General features: G+C 27.2%; 25 protein-coding genes. 2 read left to right on the top strand and 23 right to left on the bottom strand.

Annotated elements, in window-relative coordinates; all coding sequences use genetic code 11:
• Positions 1–7: 7 nt before the first annotated feature.
• The 15 genes from ABCP60_RS00915 to ABCP60_RS00845 form a co-directional block, all read right to left on the bottom strand.
• Positions 8–844, bottom strand: coding sequence for a pyruvate, water dikinase regulatory protein (locus tag ABCP60_RS00915; protein ID WP_092927015.1), 837 nt, complete (start codon positions 842–844; stop codon positions 8–10).
• 10 nt (positions 845–854) lie between these two features.
• Positions 855–1,493, bottom strand: coding sequence for a helix-turn-helix transcriptional regulator (locus ABCP60_RS00910; RefSeq protein ID WP_092927017.1), 639 nt, complete (start codon positions 1,491–1,493; stop codon positions 855–857).
• Between the two features lie 372 nt (positions 1,494–1,865).
• Entirely contained in the window at positions 1,866–3,932 is a 2,067-nt protein-coding gene (gene glyS, locus ABCP60_RS00905; protein ID WP_195236851.1) for a glycine--tRNA ligase subunit beta, read from the bottom strand.
• Position 3,933: 1 nt separating this feature from the next.
• Positions 3,934–4,809, bottom strand: a complete 876-nt coding sequence (gene glyQ / locus ABCP60_RS00900; protein WP_092927021.1) for a glycine--tRNA ligase subunit alpha — start codon at positions 4,807–4,809, stop codon at positions 3,934–3,936.
• A 208-nt stretch (positions 4,810–5,017) separates the two neighbouring features.
• The gene (locus ABCP60_RS00895) at positions 5,018–5,653 is read right to left on the bottom strand and encodes a DUF4342 domain-containing protein (RefSeq protein ID WP_242871345.1); all 636 of its coding nucleotides are present in this window, start codon (positions 5,651–5,653) and stop codon (positions 5,018–5,020) included.
• On the bottom strand, positions 5,646–6,419 hold the full coding sequence (gene recO / locus ABCP60_RS00890) for a DNA repair protein RecO (RefSeq protein ID WP_092927023.1): 774 nt from the start codon (positions 6,417–6,419) through the stop codon (positions 5,646–5,648). The genes ABCP60_RS00895 and recO overlap by 8 nt, the downstream gene beginning before the upstream one ends.
• Complete coding sequence (locus ABCP60_RS00885; protein ID WP_092927025.1) at positions 6,385–6,540, bottom strand: YqzL family protein; 156 nt, start codon at positions 6,538–6,540, stop codon at positions 6,385–6,387. Before ABCP60_RS00885 ends, recO begins: the two co-directional genes overlap by 35 nt.
• 72 nt (positions 6,541–6,612) lie before the next feature.
• A complete protein-coding gene (gene mgtE, locus ABCP60_RS00880; protein ID WP_166504957.1) occupies positions 6,613–7,992 on the bottom strand; it encodes a magnesium transporter in 1,380 nt (459 codons plus the stop codon).
• Positions 7,993–8,006: 14 nt separating this feature from the next.
• Positions 8,007–8,897 carry a GTPase Era gene (gene era, locus ABCP60_RS00875; protein WP_092927029.1) on the bottom strand — a complete coding sequence of 297 codons (891 nt, stop codon included), beginning with the start codon at positions 8,895–8,897 and terminating at the stop codon, positions 8,007–8,009.
• A gap of 28 nt (positions 8,898–8,925) precedes the next feature.
• On the bottom strand, positions 8,926–9,339 hold the full coding sequence (cdd, locus tag ABCP60_RS00870; protein WP_092927031.1) for a cytidine deaminase: 414 nt from the start codon (positions 9,337–9,339) through the stop codon (positions 8,926–8,928).
• A 344-nt stretch (positions 9,340–9,683) separates the two neighbouring features.
• Entirely contained in the window at positions 9,684–10,400 is a 717-nt protein-coding gene (locus tag ABCP60_RS00865) for a diacylglycerol kinase (RefSeq protein WP_092927033.1), read from the bottom strand.
• Positions 10,401–10,404: 4 nt separating this feature from the next.
• Positions 10,405–10,866: an rRNA maturation RNase YbeY gene (ybeY, locus tag ABCP60_RS00860; protein ID WP_092927035.1), complete on the bottom strand. Its 462-nt coding sequence runs from the start codon at positions 10,864–10,866 to the stop codon at positions 10,405–10,407.
• A 20-nt stretch (positions 10,867–10,886) separates the two neighbouring features.
• On the bottom strand, positions 10,887–11,888 hold the full coding sequence (locus tag ABCP60_RS00855) for a PhoH family protein (protein WP_092927037.1): 1,002 nt from the start codon (positions 11,886–11,888) through the stop codon (positions 10,887–10,889).
• Positions 11,889–11,900: 12 nt separating this feature from the next.
• Positions 11,901–13,208, bottom strand: coding sequence for a sporulation protein YqfD (gene yqfD, locus ABCP60_RS00850; RefSeq protein WP_343101038.1), 1,308 nt, complete (start codon positions 13,206–13,208; stop codon positions 11,901–11,903).
• Between the two features lie 12 nt (positions 13,209–13,220).
• Complete coding sequence (locus tag ABCP60_RS00845) at positions 13,221–13,457, bottom strand: YabP/YqfC family sporulation protein (RefSeq protein WP_092927041.1); 237 nt, start codon at positions 13,455–13,457, stop codon at positions 13,221–13,223.
• A gap of 169 nt (positions 13,458–13,626) precedes the next feature.
• Between ABCP60_RS00845 and ABCP60_RS00840 the strand changes: the two genes are divergently transcribed.
• Complete coding sequence (locus ABCP60_RS00840) at positions 13,627–14,601, top strand: hypothetical protein (protein WP_195236849.1); 975 nt, start codon at positions 13,627–13,629, stop codon at positions 14,599–14,601.
• A gap of 45 nt (positions 14,602–14,646) precedes the next feature.
• Here ABCP60_RS00840 and ABCP60_RS00835 read toward each other — a convergent pair whose 3' ends face one another.
• The 4 genes from ABCP60_RS00835 to ABCP60_RS00820 form a co-directional block, all read right to left on the bottom strand.
• Positions 14,647–15,159, bottom strand: coding sequence for an HPF/RaiA family ribosome-associated protein (locus tag ABCP60_RS00835; protein ID WP_343101037.1), 513 nt, complete (start codon positions 15,157–15,159; stop codon positions 14,647–14,649).
• Positions 15,160–15,316: 157 nt separating this feature from the next.
• Complete coding sequence (locus tag ABCP60_RS00830) at positions 15,317–15,814, bottom strand: TspO/MBR family protein (protein WP_092927047.1); 498 nt, start codon at positions 15,812–15,814, stop codon at positions 15,317–15,319.
• Between the two features lie 231 nt (positions 15,815–16,045).
• Positions 16,046–16,714 (bottom strand): LPXTG cell wall anchor domain-containing protein, encoded by a 669-nt coding sequence (locus ABCP60_RS00825; protein WP_343101036.1) that lies wholly within the window; start codon positions 16,712–16,714, stop codon positions 16,046–16,048.
• Positions 16,715–16,845: 131 nt separating this feature from the next.
• A complete protein-coding gene (locus ABCP60_RS00820) occupies positions 16,846–17,091 on the bottom strand; it encodes a (2Fe-2S)-binding protein (protein WP_092927051.1) in 246 nt (81 codons plus the stop codon).
• A 252-nt stretch (positions 17,092–17,343) separates the two neighbouring features.
• Here ABCP60_RS00820 and ABCP60_RS00815 point away from each other — a divergent pair, with 252 nt between their 5' ends.
• Positions 17,344–18,189, top strand: coding sequence for a patatin family protein (locus ABCP60_RS00815; RefSeq protein WP_092927052.1), 846 nt, complete (start codon positions 17,344–17,346; stop codon positions 18,187–18,189).
• Positions 18,190–18,221: 32 nt separating this feature from the next.
• On the opposite strand, the gene ABCP60_RS00810 is transcribed toward ABCP60_RS00815, so the two are convergent.
• From ABCP60_RS00810 to ABCP60_RS00795, 4 genes are all read right to left on the bottom strand, one after another.
• Positions 18,222–18,767 carry a GNAT family N-acetyltransferase gene (locus tag ABCP60_RS00810; RefSeq protein WP_343101035.1) on the bottom strand — a complete coding sequence of 182 codons (546 nt, stop codon included), beginning with the start codon at positions 18,765–18,767 and terminating at the stop codon, positions 18,222–18,224.
• Between the two features lie 372 nt (positions 18,768–19,139).
• Positions 19,140–19,583: a GatB/YqeY domain-containing protein gene (locus ABCP60_RS00805; protein WP_092927056.1), complete on the bottom strand. Its 444-nt coding sequence runs from the start codon at positions 19,581–19,583 to the stop codon at positions 19,140–19,142.
• Positions 19,584–19,611: 28 nt separating this feature from the next.
• Positions 19,612–19,791, bottom strand: coding sequence for a 30S ribosomal protein S21 (rpsU, locus tag ABCP60_RS00800; RefSeq protein ID WP_021125460.1), 180 nt, complete (start codon positions 19,789–19,791; stop codon positions 19,612–19,614).
• 154 nt (positions 19,792–19,945) lie between these two features.
• A complete protein-coding gene (locus ABCP60_RS00795) occupies positions 19,946–20,296 on the bottom strand; it encodes a histidine triad nucleotide-binding protein (protein WP_092927058.1) in 351 nt (116 codons plus the stop codon).
• Positions 20,297–20,327: the final 31 nt, after the last annotated feature.

The raw sequence follows: 20,327 nt of genomic DNA, 5'->3' as shown, positions 1-20,327 counted from the left end.
AATTTAACTATCTATCACTATCTTTGTATATGTTTAATCCATTTTCTTTGATAATATCAAGAATTATTCCAGCTGTTTCTTCTATTGCTTTACTTGAAACATCTATTACTGGACATCCTATTTTTTTCATGACTTGTTCTGAGTAGTCTAATTCTTGTAGTATTCTATCTAAGTTAGCATAGTTTGCATTACTTGATAGTCCTAATGCTTTAAGTCTTTCTGCTCTTATTTGATTTAACTTCTCTGGAGTATTAGTAAGTCCTATTATTTTTTTATTATCTATTTCAAATACCTCTTTAGGTATAGGTATTTCTGGAACTAAAGGTACATTTGCTACTTTTATGTTTTTGTTTGCTAGATACATACTAAGTGGTGTTTTAGAAGTTCTAGATATCCCTACTAAAACTATATCTGATTTAAGTATACCTCTTGGGTCTTTACCATCATCATACTTTACTGCAAACTCTATAGCTTCTACTCTTTTGAAATAGCTTTCATCTAACTTTCTGATTATACCAGGCTCTCTTTTAGGTTTCATTTGAGTTTTATTTGCTATTTCTTTTAAAATTGGTGTCATTAGGTCTATATTACTTAAATTTTCTTTTTCACAGAATTTTTTAGTAACATTTAAAAGATTTTCGTCTACTAATGTATATACTATTATAGCATCTTCACTTTTTCCACCTTCTAAAATTTCTAATAAAAAGTTTTCATCCATAACATATGGGAATCTTCTTATTTCACACTCTTCACTAATTTTAAATTGAGAAATAGCAGCTTTTGTTACTTGTTGCGCAGTCTCACCTACTGAGTCTGATATAACATATATAATTAAATTTTTCATTTATTCCTCCTTAATTGTCAGCTAATTCTAGGAAAAATTTTGTTATATTAGTCTTAGATATCCTTCCTACTACCCTTAAGTTGTTTTTGTTATTTTCATCACGTTCAACAACAGGAATAGAATCAACTTCGTGTTCTATTATCTTTTTAGCTGCCAATACTATATCCTCATCTTGATTTATAGTAACTATGTTGGGCATCCTAGTCATTATCATGCCTATTGGCATATGATTTATATCACTAGCACCTATAGTAGCTTTAAGTAGATCTTTTCTAGAAACCACTCCACATAGTATGTCGTCATTATCTATTATGAATATACTTCCTACATCTGATAAGAACATATTGACTATAACTTCATATATACTCATATCTTTTTTTACTAATACAGGTAGACTCATGATGTCTCTTACTTTTTTGTCTTTTATGTTATTGCCTATTAAATTTAATTCGCTAACTCCAGAGTAAAAATATCCAACTTTAGGTCTTGCATCTAATATTCCTGTCATAGTTAATATGGCTAAGTCAGATCTTAGTGTAGCACGAGTTACGTTTAAATGAGCAGCAATGGCTTCACTTGTTATAGGCTCATTCTCTTTTACTATATCAATTATCTTTAATTGTCTATCATTAAGTTGAATAATAGTCACCCTCTTCCTTATGTGCTATACTTTATATTACTTTTTCTTTATATAGTATATTATATACCCATATATATGTAATTGTAAATCTTTTTGTTATACAATTCTCATACTTTTTATATATTTATTATATACTATTTATTCTTTTGTATATATTAATGGTTTATATACTAAATAATGTAGCTAAATTGTTTATACTAAATCTATTATAATATAACATTGTATATATTAAATAGTTTTAATATATATTATTGATATTTTTTTAATTATTTTAATATTTATTATTTGTATTTTTTCCAAATAAATTATTTTGAATCTTTTTAGGAAAATGTTATTTAAAATAATATAGGGACTAAAAGTGTCCTCTTAGCCCCCGATATATTATTTATAAACTATTTTTGATAAATCACATATACTTAACATTGTATCATATATTTGTTTTAAAAGTCCTAGTCTATTGTTCTTTATAGCTTCATCCTTATCCATTACCATAACAGAATCAAACATATTATCTATTGATGGTCTTAGTGATGCAAATGCATCTAATGACTCACTATATCTCTTTTCACTTAATAAAGATTTTACGCTTTCTTTAACATTTTTAAATTCATTGTATAAAGCCTTTTCAGCATCTTCTACTAATAACTCTTCCTTCACTTCGCTAGAAGTAGCTTTTTGAGCTAATGTAGAAACTCTATTAAATGCTGTTAGCATTTCAACTAACTCATCTTTTTGTAGCCAATTATTAAGTTCTTCTGCTCTTATATACATATCACTTACATTGTCTATGTTTGCACTTAATACTGCATCTATAACATCATATCTTATTCCTAGTTCTCTAAATAAGTTCTTGATTCTTTCATTGAAGAATTCCATCATTTCATTAGCTACAGTTTGCTTGTCAAATTCTAAGTTTGTATAATTTTCTAAAGATATATCAACTAATGATTTTAGACTTATATCTAACTTTCTATCCATTAGTATATTTATAACACCTAATGCTTGACGTCTAAGTGCATATGGATCTTGAGATCCTGTTGGATGTATTCCTATTGCAAAAAATCCTGCTATAGAATCTAATTTATCAGCTATAGATAAAGCTATACCAGCATTAGTTTGTGGAAGTATATCTCCTGCAAATCTTGGTAAATAATGTTCAAATATTGCTTCACTAACAGCTTCATTTTCTCCACCAACTTTTGCATACTCTCTTCCCATTATCCCTTGAAGTTCAGTAAATTCAAATACCATTCCTGTTACTAAGTCAGCTTTACATAATTTAGCTGCTCTTTTAGTATCAGCTTCATCTTGACTTAAGCCTAATAAATCAAGTATCTTAACACTTAATTTTTCTATTCTTAAAGATTTGTCATAAACTGTACCAAGCTTAGCTTGGAATACAACACTCTTTAATTTTTCTATGTAACTTTCTAAGTCTTTTTTAGTGTCTTCTTTGTAGAAGAATAATGCATCTGCAAGTCTTGCTTCTAAAACTTTTTCGTTACCTTTTTTAACATTCTCTATTTTATAGTCATTACCGTTTCTTACAGCTATAAAGTTTGGTAATAATTTCCCATCCTTTAATACTGGGAAATATCTTTGATGTTGCTGCATTGGAGTTGTTACAACTTCTTTAGGAAGTTTAGCGTATTCTTTGTCAAACTCTCCATAAAAAGCTGTTGGATATTCAACTAAATGAGTTACTTCTTCTAGTAAATCTTCGTCAAATTCAATTTCTCCACCTAAAGTGTTAGCAACATTTATACATTGTTCCTTTATTATAGCTTTTCTCTTATCTTGATCTAATATTACGAAGTTTTCTTCTAATTTAGTTAGATAATCTTCTAAAGAGTTAACTTCAAATTCACTTTGTCCTAAGAATCTATGTCCTTTAGTTACATTTGAAGATATTATACCTTCTAAGTCTATTTCTAGTACCTTATCATTTAGTAATGTAACCATCCATCTTATAGGTCTCGCAAATCTCATGTTTTTTCCACCCCAACGCATAGCCTTAGGGAATACTACCATCTTAACTGCTTGTGGTAATATAGTTTTTAATACTTCACTTGTCTCACAACCAGCTTGTCTTATTGTTCCAAATATATATTCATCTTTTCCAACAGTTTTAAATATTACGTCTTCTTCTTTTAAACCTTTACTTTTCATAAATCCAAGTGCTGGCTTTGTGAAATTTCCATCAGCATCTATTGCTATTTTTTTAGATGGACCTTTTACTTCTTCTTCTAAATCAGTTTGCTTATCACTTATACCTTCAACTATAAACGCTAATCTTCTAGGTGTTCCATAAGCTTTTATATCATCAAATTTTATTCTATTTTCGTTAAATAATTTTGTTAAGTTACCTTTGATTTGGTCTAATGTAGAACTTACAAATCTTGATGGTAATTCTTCAACTCCAACTTCAAATAAAAGATAGTTATTCATATTATTTTCCCTCCTTTATAAGTGGGTATCCCATTTCTTCTCTTTGCTTAACGTAAGCTGAAGAAACATTTCTAGCCATTGTTCTAACTCTTCCTATAAATGATGCTCTTTGACTTACTCCAACAGCTCCTCTAGCATCTAAAGTGTTAAAGGTATGAGAACATTTTAACACATAATCGTATGCTGGTATTACAAGTCCTCTTTCTATAAGTCTAGTAGCTTCTTTTTCATATGTATCAAATAAATTAAATAACATATCTGCATCACATTCTTCAAATGCATATACAGAGTTCTCATATTCAGCTTGTCTAAATACATCTCCGTAAGTTAACTCATCATTCCACATTAGGTCATAAACACTATCTACTTCTTGTATATACATAGCAAGTCTTTCTAGTCCATATGTTATTTCTCCGGTTTCAAGCTCACACTCTATACCTCCAACTTGTTGGAAGTAAGTAAACTGAGTTATTTCCATACCGTCTAACCAAACTTCCCATCCAAGTCCCCAAGCTCCAACTGTAGTTGATTCCCAGTTATCTTCAACAAATCTTATATCATGTTCATTTGGATCTATACCTATTTCTTTTAAACTATTTAAATATAATTCTTGTATGTTATCTGGTGATGGTTTTAATATAACCTGGAATTGATGATGTTGGTAAAGTCTATTTGGATTTTCCCCATATCTACCATCCGCAGGTCTTCTTGATGGCTCTACATAGCAAACCTTCCAAGGCTCTGGTCCTAATGATCTTAAAAGAGTATTAGGGTTCATTGTACCTGCACCTTTTTCAACATCATAAGGCTGCATCATGATACATCCTTGCTTTGCCCAATAGTTTTGCAATGTAAGTATCATATTTTGGAAATTCATATGAATACCTCCTATAAATTTTTAATTTTATGTATATTGTTAAAACTATAATTTTTAGTTTAAGTCTTATTATAAGTTTTAAAATATAAATTCCTATATGCTTAACAAAGCCTTTCGAATTAACGAAAGGCCTTTAGTATATTTCAACTTTTAGAATAACAAATACTTGAATTTTTGTCAATCTTATTGAAAAATCATAATTTTATCTCTATTTGTTGTTATCTAAATTTGAATTGTCATATTCATTTATAAGCTCATCTGTTATGTCTTTATCGTCTTTTTTGCTTTCCACTACAGTATCTTTTATCCCTTTAGCAGTATTACTTAGCATTTGCTTTAACATACTTAACTTTTCTTCATTTAATTCCCCTAAATCAACTATTGAACCATCTTGTTCATTTTGAATCATTATGTTATATTTTCCTATAACTGCAGCTGAAAGTCCAACTAATGTTACCAATGGACCAAGTGCTAAACCTACTACTCCTACTGTAAGAGGTATATTCATTATATTTTTACCATTTTTTTCTACTATAACTCTTATGACGCTACTTTTTTGAAGTAAATCTTTTACTTTATTTTTAAGTTCTTTCATATCTTCACTATCTTTTGAAAATACTTGTTCTACATTCTTTTTAACCTTTTTACTTTTACCGCTAAAGCCTATCTGTCCTTCTAGAGATATTATCGCTTCTATAACATCTCCATTAGTTTTTGTTAATGCACTTTTAGCTTGTTCATACGTAGCACCTGGTACTCTTTGTATAACAGCATCTAGTTTTTCTATTGTAATATTTTCATTCACCATTATCCACTCCCTTATAATTATTCTAAACTTACTCATTCAAATCTTCTTTTGAAGATTTTTTCATTTCTCTTAACATGTATAAAGATTTTTGATTTATATTATCTACATGTACCGCTAAGTATTGTTTTAGTATTTTTTCTAGTTCATATATGATATATTTAGATACTTTTGCTTTGGAACATCTTAATATATCGTTTGATAATATATATTCCATTAATTTTAACGTTGTTACATCTATACTTATGTTGTCTTGTACATTTTCACTACAACTACTACATAATGCTCCACCTTCGTATACATTAAATGCTGGTGATTTTAAGTCTCTAGTACCACATATTGAGCACCTGTTTATTATTGGTCTAAGACCTATATAATCTAAAAATTTTAATTCAAATACATGTGTTACAAATTTCTTGTCTACATCAACTTGAGTATATAGATATAAAGTTTGTGCAAGTAGTATAAATAACCTATTGTTAGTTTGATTTTCTAAGGTTGAGTTTTCTACTAACTTAGTTATATAGGTAGCATAAGAAAATGCATCTATATCGTAGGATATATCATAAAAACTTTTTATAATATCACTTTGACTTACCCTATACATACTTCCTTGTTTTCTTAATGTATAATTACAATAAGCAAAAAGCTGCGAAGATGAAAGTAGAGCGCTCTTGTTTTTTTTAGCTCCTTTTGCTAATGCTGATACTTTTCCAAGCTTTCTTGTAAATAGAGTTAATATAACATCGTTTTCTTCATATCTTACTGCCTTAAGTACTATCCCCTGGGTGTTCAATACTATCATAGTCTGTTTCTATCTCCCTCATAGTTTCTACTTCTTCATTTAGTGTTTTATAATCTTTTAAATATAAATAGGCTTCTATATTGCCTGTCTTTTTAAAAATTTCCCAACATAAATTGTTCATTTTTAAAAAACCCCCTTCTTACAGTTATATTTATATTTTAAGTAAGAAGAGGGTAAATCATACATTAACTTATTAAACAATTTTTGCCAAAAGCAAAGTTGTTATCATTAAATATATAGCAATTCCTACTATATCAAGAAGTGTTGCTATTATTGGTGCTGATATTATTGATGGATCAACATCCATTTTTTTAAATAAAAATGGCATAAATGCACCTATCATAGCTCCAACTATCATGTTTATAAATAGAGATAAGGATACTACTAACACTATATCTATGTCCCTCATAAATATAAATATTACTATTCCTATTAATATACTACATATTATTCCTGTTATAAGACCTACCATACCTTCTCTTATAACATTTTTAAATTCTAAATCTTTATTCGAAAGAACCATAACAGCAAGTGCTGATGACTGTGTTCCAATGTTTCCTCCCATACCTATAACAACAGGTATAAAAAATACTAAAGATGCATAAGTTGGGTTCATTATAAAATCTAAATTAGAAAATATTACCATAGATAATAATCCACCAAGTAAAGTTATTATAAGCCATGGAATTCTCGCTCTAACTGATGATATTATTTGTTCTTTTGATGTTGGATTAACTTTTTCTACAAAGTCTCTTTCTTGTTCCGAAGTACCTGCAAATTTATACATATCTTCACTTGCTTCTTCTTCCATAACATCTATTATATCATCTACTGTTATTATTCCTTTAAGTCTTTTTTGTCTATCTATTACTGGTATTGCTATTAGATTATACTTAGATACTAATCTTACAGCCTCTTCTCTATCTTCATCTACATATACAGATATTATGTTTTCACTCATTAGATCTTCTATAATGCTAGAATCTCTAGCTGTTATTAACTCTCTTAGAGATAGTACTCCCACTAGCTTTTCAGCATTATCAACTACATATATATAATATATTGTTTCTGCTTCCTCAGCATGACTTCTCATATGTTCAATTGCTTCTTTAGCAGTCATGTCTTTATTTACTTCTATGTATCCAGTGGTCATTATACCACCTGTAGACTCTTCTTCATATATTAAAAGTTCTTTTATATCATCTGCATCTTCTTTACTTAGAAGTTCCATTATATTTTCTATCTCGCCTTCTTCAAGCTGACTTAAAATATCTGCCATATCATCCAAAGACATTAATTCTAAGATATTTTTTCTATGATCAATATCTATCTTAGATAAAGTACTACTGAAAAACTGAGCATCACTTTCTTCTAATATAGATGCTGCTACATCAAGGGGAAGTACTTCAAATAATTTTATTTTCATATCTTCCTCTAAATGTTCCATAATATCAAAGATATCAATTGTATGATATTCTTCTAATAATTCTCTTAATTCTAGTATTTTATTATTTTCAATTAAACTCTTGACTTCGCCCAACAAATCCTGGGAAGCATCCTGTTTCCTATCCATATAATCCACCTTTATTATTTATCAGTATATCCAAAGTTACTCACATAATTTTGTAAGTTTCTCCAGTTTTCTTTTACCTTTACCCATAATTGAAGATTTGCCTTAGAACCTAATAATAGTTCCATATCTTCTCTTGCTGATTTCCCTATACCTTTTAATTTTCTTCCATTCTTACCTATTATTATACCCTTATGAGATTCTCTTTCACAATAGATAACAGCTGATATATCAACAATTTCTTTATCTTTTCTTGATTTCATTTTTTCTATTTCAACTGCAACTCCATGAGGAACTTCATCATGAACATAGTGTAATACTTTTTCTCTTATAAGTTCAGCTACTAACACTCTTTCTGGTTGATCAGTTATCATGTAGTCTGGGAAGTACTTTGGTCCTTCTTCTAAGTAAGTTTTTATTACTTTTATAAGCTCTTTTATGTTTCTTCCCTTAAGTGCTGATATTGGCACTATTCCTTTAAACACATTTTCTTTGTGATACATTTCCATTAATTCAAATAGTTCATCTTCTTGTAATTGATCTATTTTGTTTAATACTAATATAACTGGTCTCTTTACATTTCTTAATTCTTCTATTATTTTTCTGTCTCCAGGTCCTATCTTTTTAGAATCATCCACAACAAATAATACTAAATCAACATTTTTAAATGCATCAGTTGCTGATTTAACCATGAATTCTCCTAATTTATTTTTAGGTTTATGTATACCTGGCGTATCTAAGAAAACTATTTGAGCTTCTTCATCCGTATATACTGCTTGTATTGTATTTCTTGTAGTTTGAGGTTTATCACTCATTATAGCTATTTTTTCTCCAACCACATTATTCATTAAAGTAGACTTACCAACATTTGGTCTCCCTACTATACTAACAAATCCTGATTTAAACATATAAATGTCTCCTGTCTTTTCTTTTGTTTTATTTATGATTATCTACAAAGTCTATTCCTGAGAAATAGTGAGGAACTAACTCTTTTATAGTTGTTTCCTTTATAGTTCCTTCAGAATAACCTGTTATTATTCTTATATCTAACCCAAATTCTATTATAACCTGTCTGCATATTGCACATGGGTATGTTGATTCATTTTTTTCAGAGTTATCACTAGCTACTGCTATTGCTTCTATATCTCTATGTCCTTCTGATATAGCTTTAAATATTGCTGTTCTCTCAGCACAGTTAGTAGCTCCAAAAGATGCACACTCTACATTACATCCTGTGAATACTTTTCCATCTTTAGTTAAAAGAGCTGCTCCAACTCTAAACTTTGAATATGGAGAATAAGAATGTTTTCTCGCTTCTTCTGCTATTTTTAATAATTCTTTATTATTCATAATATATGCCTCCTGATATATCTTATAAGTCTATATTATAAAATATATATAATAAATATTCTTATTTCCGTATTTTATATTTAATATATTTATTTAGTACCTTACATTATAACACAAAATTGATAATTTAAGACTTATTTTTTAATAAAATACTCTTAATTTGAGTACTTTAATATATATTTTATATTATTTACAATATATTTTTGTATCTGCCTAATTTCTGCTTTTTAATTCAATATATCTATTAATATAATCAATATACATAACTTACTCATAATATAGGTAGTTAAAATGAAATATAAAAAGAGCCTCCCTAAAAAGATTAAAAGAAGACTCTTATATATTTAATAAAACCATCCTATTTGATATACTGCTAACCCCACTAAAACTCCTAATATTGATCCTGCTACTGTTTCCCAAAATGTATGTATCTTTCCTTCAATTCTACTTTGTGCAACTAAAAACGCCATTAAATATGATAGCGTGGATTGTATAAGTCCACCTGTCATCATAGTTATCATTGTAGCCATTGCAAATGCTAATGCTGAATGTCCGCTTGGCATTCCACCTTTTAGTGGTGTTCCTGTATTTGTCAAGGTTTTTACTACTACAACTGCTATTAAAACTACTACTATACATATTAAAGTTATATGAAGTTCTGACCTTCTTATAGAGTTTATCAAGTTTTCAGCCGGTTTTGATATTTTATCATAAAACACTAAATAGCCTACTACAACTGAATTTAAAGTAGCTATTAATACTCCTCCAGCTGCTACGTCTTTTGATATTTTAGCTAATGGATGATGTTCTTCTGTTACCATGTCTATAGCTTTTTCAATAGCCGTATTAAACATTTCTGATATTACAACTAAGCTTATAGCCATAATTAAAGCTATCATCTCCATTCTAGAAGGCTTAAAAAACATACTAGCTACGAGTACTATTACAGCAACACAATAATGTATTTTCATATTTCTTTCTGACTTAAATGTATATAATATACCTTCTATAGCTACATTAAATGCCTTAACTATCCCCTGACGTTTTTTTGTCCCCTTCATAAACTTACTCCCTTGTTATACTTAACTTATTTAGTATATGCTCTTCCTTTTGTCTCATTTCTTTTGTATTTTCGTCAGTATCATGATCATATCCTAAAAGATGGAACATGCTATGACATACTAAAAAACATACTTCTCTTTCAAAGCTATGATTGTATTCTATACTTTGTTCAAAAGCTCTTTCTAAAGATACTACTATATCACCTAGTGATTTTTCTTCTAATTCTATATCAAAATCATCTTCACTTATCATTGGAAAAGATAACACATCTGTTGGTCTATCAATCCCTCTAAATTGCTTGTTTAACTCATGTATTTCTTTGTTGTCTACAAAAGATAAACTAACTTCATAATCATCGTCATATCCTTCATAGTCCAAACATTCTAATATGATATCTTTTATTTTCTCTATTAATTCTTCACTTATGTCCATTTTATCTTGTCTATTATCCATTATTAATTCCATTTTATTCACTTCTTCCTTAGTTATTTTCTTTTACTTTTTTTATCTTTTTTACTTTCTTTCTTATCTAATTCCTTATTGTCAAATCTATCATAAGCTCTTATTATTCTTTGAACTAATTCATGTCTTACTACGTCTTTGTCTGTTAATCTTATACTTCCTATTCCTTCTACTTTATCTAGTACTTTTATAGCATGAAGTAATCCACTTTTACTTTTTCTAGGCAAGTCTGTTTGAGTTAAGTCACCATTTACTACTGCTTTAGAGCCATATCCTAGTCTTGTTAAAAACATCTTCATTTGTTCTGGAGTAGTGTTTTGAGCTTCATCTAGTATTATAAAGGCATTATCTAATGTTCTACCTCTCATAAATGCTAAAGGTGCTACTTCTATAGTTCCTCTTTCTAAATATTTGCTAAACTTTTCAGGACCTAGCATATCAAATAATGCATCATATAATGGTCTTAAATATGGATCTACTTTATCTTTTAAATCCCCTGGTAAAAAACCTAAACTTTCGCCTGCTTCTACCGCTGGTCTTGTAAGTATTATTCTACTTACTTCATCCTTTTTAAAAGCTTTAACAGCCATTGCTACTGCTAGATATGTTTTACCTGTTCCAGCTGGCCCTATTCCAAAAGTTATATCATTTTTCTTTATTAAATCTATATATGTTTTTTGACCAAGAGTTTTTGGCCTAACAGGATTACCTTTTTTAGTTAATACTATAGTTTCTTCTAGGTCTTTTATCTTTTCTTCACTACCTTCAAATAAAAGAGATAAAGAATAAGATATACTTTGCTTGTCTAAATGTTTTCCATTTTGTACTGTTGAATGTAGTTCATCCATTAGTCTTAAGGCTTTTTCTACATATTTTTCTTCACCCATTAAAACTATATTGCCTTCTCTTAATATTACATCTATATTTAAAGCATCCTCTATCAATTTAATGTTTTCATCAAAGTTACCAAATAATTCTCTTTCAAACTTCTCTTCTGATACTATAAATTTCTTTTGTACTATCAATTTACGTCCTCCTTAGTTTGTATTTGAATTTTTATCTTTTTCTTTGCTTTTATCATTTTCTTCTTTATCTTTATCTTCAAATTCATTTCTTATATCATTAATCGGTCTTTTATCAGGATTTTTAGGAATTTCTTCCTCTGACTCATTTTTTTCACTTTCTTTTATATATTCCTCTGCTTCTGACTTGCTAAGTGCGTAAGTATGCGCAATATTCTCAGTTGTTTGTACTGTTAACACATATTCTAACATATTATTTTTATTTACTTTATAATCATGGTCTACTTTTATGATTCTAGCTGATGGAGGTATAATATATTCTATTTCTTTTTGAGCCCTTTCTGATATTTCTTTTTTCAATTCTTCTTTATTCTTGCTTATCTTTTTATTCTTAGCTTCATAGAAAGTACTTACTTCAATTTTTATAGGAAAAGTATAATCTCCTATAGATAATTTATGTGTTTTGTTTTCTATAATATAATCCTTATACTTTATATTTCTCCTTAATGTATATTTTTTATCATAGAAACTTATGGTATATACTCTTTTTTTATTTCCTGTTTTTTCTTTTATAGTATCTTCATAGCTATCAGTTTTTTTAACTTCATAAAAAGTTGTTGCCCATATTTCAGGGAGAGACTTTGTATTTGCGTCACTTACTAACACATCTCCCTTTTTTACTATATCTCCAGGATTTACACTTGGGTTTCCACTTCTTGGTATTACCTTTTCTATTATACCATTTTTACTAGCAATTATATTACAATAATTTGAATCTTTAGTAGATTTTAGAGTTTCTGCTTTTTTTGTTACAGTTACAAATATATTTGTACCTTTAACATTTATAGATATGTATGCTATATCATTAAATTCTAACATTATATGGTCTCTTATTTCTTTTCTATCAATATTTTTTTTATAAACTCCAGGCTTTAGTCCTGCATTATATAGCTCTTTTCGTACATCATCTTTGTTTATCCCTTCTGGAACCTTTATGTATATATCTGTTACAAATTGAGATGTCATAATAAGTAAAAACAACGATATTATAGCACAAATCCACATTCCCTTTAATTTATAGATTCTCTTAAGTATAAATGGTACACCTGTTTTTTGCTTTACCTTTATATCAAAATTATTTCCCCTATAAGCTCTTTTTAAATCCTTCATATCTTCTCTATTTACACAAAATTCTATTTTAGTCTTACTTATTCTTTTTACATTATAAACTTTTACATTACTTCTTATTAAAAGGTTTATAAACTTTTCTATCTCCACTCCCTCTACACTTATAACATAATATCCCCTTATATAGCTTATCATGCGTATTTCCCCCTAATCTATATATTCTACTGTGTATATAACTCCTTTTACACCTATTTCTTCTTCTTGTATATATTTAAGTGAAAGATCACTTCCGCATATTTTTATTGTTTTTTCTCTAGTTTTTATTTTTATTAAATCTGATTCATAGGTGATTATAGATATATAATTTTCTATACTTACGAAGGTATTTGAAATTATAGTAACTGTTGGTTTATTTACTAACAATTCTTCTGAAATATCTATCATACTATTCCTCCTTAATTTTTTTACTTATTTTTCTTTTATGGAATTTAAGCCTAATAACTCCATACTAATATGATTATTTTTTTATTTAAATAAAGTCAGCGTGTAAACTTATAATATCTATTTGAATAAAATATCTATATATTTATGTTATTAAAAAAGAGGTGATTAAATGAAAAATATTTTTGCAAAAATCATACAAAATTGCATTTACCTAGATATATATTTAAGCTATCTCATAGATTATTCTTATTCGATTGATACGTTAACTTCTATAAAAGAGGAAAATAGTAGGAATACGAAGCTACTCTCTCAACTTTATAAAAATATATATCATAATTCTCTAGATAATGAATTTATCAGAACAACCAATTCATTATCCATAAATGAGGTAGATTTAAATTCTATACTTATACTTAGCTTTAATATACTTTCTGATTTAAAACGTTTAAAAAAATATGCGATAAGTAATTATTCGAAAAATATACTTACATCTCTTAATAATAGTTATTTTAATTTAATTTCATCTATGCAATCTTTATATCCATTAATTAAACCTAAATCTAAAATTAACTTAAGAAATTCTTATAATTTACCAAGTGACTCACGCATATTAAATATATGCGAAAAAACAAAAGATGATACTTTAGATACTACTTCCGATGAATATTTACGTTTTATTTGTATAAAAACTATAAATGCTATATTTGATGATTCTATTTGTGAAGAATCTATAATCGATGAAGATTTTGATATATTTTTCGATAATAATGATGCACTTAAGTTTTATCAGTATTTTTTTAAGACTAAAAATAAAATTTACAAAATAAGAATTTCTAAAAAAGATAATAAAATATTTTATATCTATCAGCGACCATATTTTAATTTAAAAATTCTTCCTATTCAAAGCAAAGATTTTTACCAAAAAATAGTTGATGAATTTTTGAAAAATAAATTAAGTAATTCTTATAATGATTTATACTATGATAAAAACTATATAAAAACTTATCAATATGATAATATAATTGAAAGTTATACATTTAAATATGATTATAAACATAATAATCTTAATAAAAGTTTATATATAAATATAAATACTCTTAATTCTCTAGTATATGAGTTGCTTCTTCTAGAGAATAAAATATAAAAAATACTGAGAAAAATCTCAGTATTTTTTATAAGCTACATATCTTTATTCATGCTCTATTAATCCATACCCACCATTTTTCCTTTTATATACAACATTTATTTCATAATTATCTTGATTTCTAAATATAAAAAAATTATGTCCTAAAAGTTCCATCTGAAGTACTGCCTCTTCTATGCTCATAGGTTTTAGATTGAATTTTTTTCTTCTTTTTATTATTATTTCATCATCTTCTTCAGCTTCTTCTGACTCTTTTATTATTAATGGGTCTGTACTAAATTTCAATTTTGATTTATACCTTATTAGCTTGCTATATACTTTTTCAAAGGCAGCATCTACTGCAGAGTACAAGTCTTCATTTATACTTTCCACTTTTCCAATATTTACATTATCTTCACTCATTAAAACCTCAATGTTATACATGCTTTCATCTTTTTCTATAATAACTTTGACACATCCATCTTCTAAAGAGCTTTTTAACTTATCAAATTTTGAATTAATATACTCTTTTATACCATCCCTTAATTCTACATTTCTACTACATATACTACGTTTCAATCAAATCCTCTCCTTAAAGTCTAATAAAATTGTATTTTATTTTTCACTTTATAGTCTCCCTTAATTTAATCATTGGCTTCTACTAATGTTTTATATTATAAGTTTTTTAATTATGATTAATTAAGTATATGTAGTATGTTATATATTGTTGCTTGTTCTATTTATTTATTATCCATATAAAATAATTTAAATATAAAGCATACATAAGCCATAGAATATATGGTATATTTATATAAGTTGCTTTTTTATTTATTTTAAAGAATTTATATGTCATAACTATTACAATTAACAATATTATTACAAGCACTATTAATGCTGTTAGTCTTAAATCAAATCCAAAAAATAATATGCTCCATAAAAAATTAAGTCCAAGTTGTAACCAATAGTAAAACATTGCATCTTTTACTTTAGTAGATTCATAACCTTTTTTTAATATTAAATAAGCTGATATTCCCATTAATATGTATAGAATTGTCCATGCTATTGGAAATATAAAGCTGGGTGGTGCAAAGTCTGGTTTTATTAAACTTGCATAGTTGGCTGCTGTATTTGTTCCTGCTATTATTTGAGATATCATACTACTAGCATATCCTACTACTAGTGGTATGAGGACACTTATAAAAAAATTTATAACTTCTTTTACGGATATAATCAAAGTTATCCCCCTCTTTTCATTGTTTTCTTATTTATAAGTATGTACAAGTTCTCTTTTTTATGACAAGTTTATTTTCGGTATGTCAATATAAAAAATCATATATATAATTTCATAAGCAGTATTTCTATTTCTCAAATTTTATAGTTTTTAATTATAGATTATCAACAAAATAGGTAACTTATGATTTCTTAATATAAATAAAAGCCAATTCTAATTAGAACTGGCTTTTATTTATATATTATTCTTTTTTCTTTTTTTTATTATAAATACAATGATACCTATTAAAGCTATAATACCAACTACTAATATAGCTATATTTTTTATATTAGGTATTTTAACTTTAGCATATATATTATCTACTTTTCCTAAGTTAAAATCCCAATTATATGTATGTATACCATCTTTTTCTGAGTTAGATGTTGCATTTGATTCTATCAATTCTAAAGGTGTATTTAAGTGGAAATTCAAATCAAAACCAGAACCAAGTAGACCTAACATACCTACTTCTTCACTACTCATATTTTTTTGCATATAATCTTTTAGCATTATGTTAACATCATATATATTATATAAAAATTTATCTTCTTGATTTATTTTTATTAAATCAGCGTATTTGCTTAAATCCTTGTTGTTATCAATTTTTATATCTTTGATATTTCCTATGTTTTCTGTTATTTTATAACCTGTTTTTCCTGGTTCTGTTATTTTTTCTACATTAGAATATGATTCTTTTAATTTGGCTTCATCTATACCTTTCATTAGGTAATCACTACTTAATATTTGTGCCGATGCACTTATATTTCCCTTTTTGTCTATATCTAATGTTATGTCTGTATTTACACAACCTGTCAAAACAAAAATAGATATAAATATTGTTATTAATGTTGTTAGTTTTTTCATATTATCCTCCAGTTGTTATTGCTATGATTATTTTACCATATTATATGGAAAGTATTTAAATTTTATATTTTAATTCATAATTTATTCCATTTTTAATATAATATAAATACAAGCAAAAGGATATACAAATCTTAATTAGATTTATCTTTACTTTCGTTTTTAGATTTTATAGCTTTGTATACAACTCTTTCAATAGAGGCGTTACATCTTCCACATCCCATACCAGCTTTTGTTTTTTTCCTTACTTCATTTATAGATGTTATCCCTTCATTTACCGCATTTTGTATATCAGCTTTAGTTACTTCAAAGCAACTACAAACTACTTTATTTTTGTTGTCTTTGTTTTCTTTATACTTTTTAATTATATTCTTAAGCATTTTATACTCCTTAAACTTTTATAATATTTATATTATACCCATAGTTTCATACTTAAAAAACATCTACTACAAAGTGTTTTCTATTTAGTAAATACATTTTTCAAGTATTTTTAATTTTATCTGATAAATAAATATTATTATATTTAATATAAATTTAAATAACTAGACAATATAAACTCCTTATACTATAATAGTTGCAAAGTAAATGAAGTATTTTATATTATGTAAATTTAAAATATAGAAAGGATAATTATGAATAAAATAGGATTAATATTAGAAGGTGGTGGTATGAGAGGAATTTATACTGCTGGCGTATTAGATTTTTTCATAGAAAAGAATATAGGAGTTGATATGGTTGTTGGAGTTTCTGCTGGAAGTTGCCATGCTTCTTCTTATTTATCAAAACAATATAAAAGAGCTTATCATGCTACTGTAGATTATGTAAATGATAAAAATTACTTAAGCTTTCGTAATTTAATTAAAACAGGTTCTATATTTGGTATGGACTTTATGTTTAACAAAATACCTAATGAGTTAAATGTTTACGATTACGATGCTTTTAATAAATCTACTACTAAATTTATAGCTGTTGCTACTAACTGTGAAACTGGAAAACCAGAGTATTTTACTTTAAGTGATTTAAGAAAAGATATTATTTATCTTCAAGCCTCTTGTTCTATACCTATGTTTGCAAATATAGTTGAGGTAGACAATTATAAGTTGGTTGATGGTGGAGTATCTGATTCAATTCCTATTGAATACGCTATAAATCAAGGATATAAAAAAAATATAGTAGTACTTACTAGAGATTATACTTACAAAAAAAATAAACAAAAATTTACTTCAATTGTAAAAAGAAGATATAAAGCTTATCCTAATCTTGTTAGTGCTATTGAAAATAGACATATTAATTATAATAAAAGCCTTGATTTAGTAGATGAATTATCTAAAAAGGGAGATGTCCTTGTTATTAGACCTAAAAAACCTGTTAAAGTTAGTCAAGTTGAAAAAGATGTTAATAAACTTACAGCATTGTATGAAGAAGGTTATAATGACGCAAAAGAGCTATACGATGAAATATTAAATTTTATAGTTTAAATTTAAAATTCAAATAAGGACTAGAAAAATTTCTAGCCCTTATAATAATCTTCTTTAGTTATCTCACATCTATGGATTTTTCCCATAACCATTTTACCTTGTAGCTTTATTTCTCTTTCTTCACTTCCTAAATATTTCATACCACATTTTTTCATTACATTACCTGATTTTATATTTCCGTCATAAAATTGTGCTTCTATTTTTTCTAATTTTAAATCATCAAATCCAAATTTTATTAGCCTTGTTACAACTTCAGTCATTATGCCTTTATTCCAATAGTCTGGGTTTAGACAATATCCTAGTGTTGCTACTTTATTTTCTATTCTACAAAACCCTGATGTTCCTATAAATTTGTTATTTTCTTTGTATGTTATACCATAATCATAAGATATTCCTTGTTTATACCTTTCTATAAAAAAGCTTTCTATTAAGTTTTTAGTATTTCCTAAACTTTCATGTTTTGGGAATGTCATATATCTTACTACTTTTTCTTCTTTTGCGTATTCATACATATCTTTTGTATTTTCTAGACACACTTCTTTCAAAATACACCTTTTAGTCACTAATATTGGTAGCATAATATCCTCCCTTAATTAAAAATTTAATACATATTCTATATTGATACTTTCAAAATACCCCACTTCTTTTAGATATATTTTAATATTGTAGCAGAACATTATATGTGTTTCATTAATATTTGTATTTATTTATATGGATATATTGTTTTTCAATGGCTATAATTTAAGTATAATTTTTATTTAAACTTATTTTTAGAAACTCTATATCTATTTTTTTATATAATATTTTAAAGGAGGATTTTATATGGATATTCTATTGGATATAGGTGAAATTATTGCCGACTTTATATTAACTATATTTTCCGGTGATGACTTAAAAAAATTAAATAAGCACATTAAAAAACCTAGAGACTAGTCTCTAGGTTTTTCTATCTATTGTAAGTTAGCTTTCACTAACTCGTTTATTAGTTTTCCATCAGCTCTTCCCTTAACTTTAGGTCTAACAACTGACATAATTTTTCCCATATCCTTCATAGAAGTAGCTCCTACTTCAGATATAGTTTCTTTTATAATTGTGTTTAGCTCTTCTTCGCTTAACTGTTGAGGTAGGTACTCTTTTAAAACTTCGATTTCAGCCTCTGCTTCACTTACTAAGTCTTCTCTTCCAGCTTTTTTAAACTCAGCTAAACCATCTCTACGCTGTTTTAACTGCTTAGCTATTATATCTATAATGCCTTCATCATCAAGCTCAACTCTATTGTCAACCTCGAATTGCTTTATAGAAGCTCTTATTAAAGTTACCACAGATTTTCTTACTGTATCTTTATTTTTCATAGAAGACTTTAAATCTTCTTGTAACTTTTGTTTAAGGGACATTACCCTCACCTCTTTATTTCTTTTTTAACTATTTCTTAGCGTTTTTTCTTCTAGCAGCTTCTGCCTTCTTCTTACGTCTAACGCTTGGCTTATCATAGTGCTCTCTTTTTCTAACTTCAGACATGATGCCAGACATTGCACATGAACGCTTGAATCTTCTTAACGCGCTGTCTAATGTTTCGTTTTCTCTTACTCTTACTTCTGACATTTCATTTTCCCTCCCTCCGATAGTGCGAATTCTGCTGTGTCTATAACAAAGATTATAACATTTATATGTATTATAACCTCACACTTTGTTTATTATAAACTACTTTTATTTTTTTTTCAAGTATTTTATTTAAGAAGAATTTTTTAAATTTTTCTTACTTATTCATAGCTTCATACATCGGTAATTTTTGGCCACCTAGTATATGATAATGAAGATGTTTTACTTCTTGACCTCCATTTACGCCACAGTTGTTTATAACTCTGAAACCATCTTTATCAAAGCCTTGTTCTTTAGCTATTTTGTTTATCACCTTATGTATATGCGCCATTATGTCCATTTGTTCCTCAGATATATCTATTAAACTATCAAAATGTTCTTTTGGTATTACTAATATATGTATAGGTGCTACTGGATTTATGTCATTAAATGCTAATACTTTATCATCTTCATAAACTTTAGAACATGGTATTTCTCCATCTATTATTTTACAGAATATGCAACTCATAATATTTCTCCTTTTTGTTTATTATTTAACT

This window comes from Romboutsia sp. MSSM.1001216sp_RTP31141st1_G3_RTP31141_220114, from assembly GCF_039031195.1.
Lineage (GTDB): Bacteria > Bacillota > Clostridia > Peptostreptococcales > Peptostreptococcaceae > Romboutsia_C > Romboutsia_C hominis.
The sequence above is the reverse complement of the archived record's forward strand: the minus strand, read 5'-3'. Positions and strand labels throughout refer to the sequence as shown.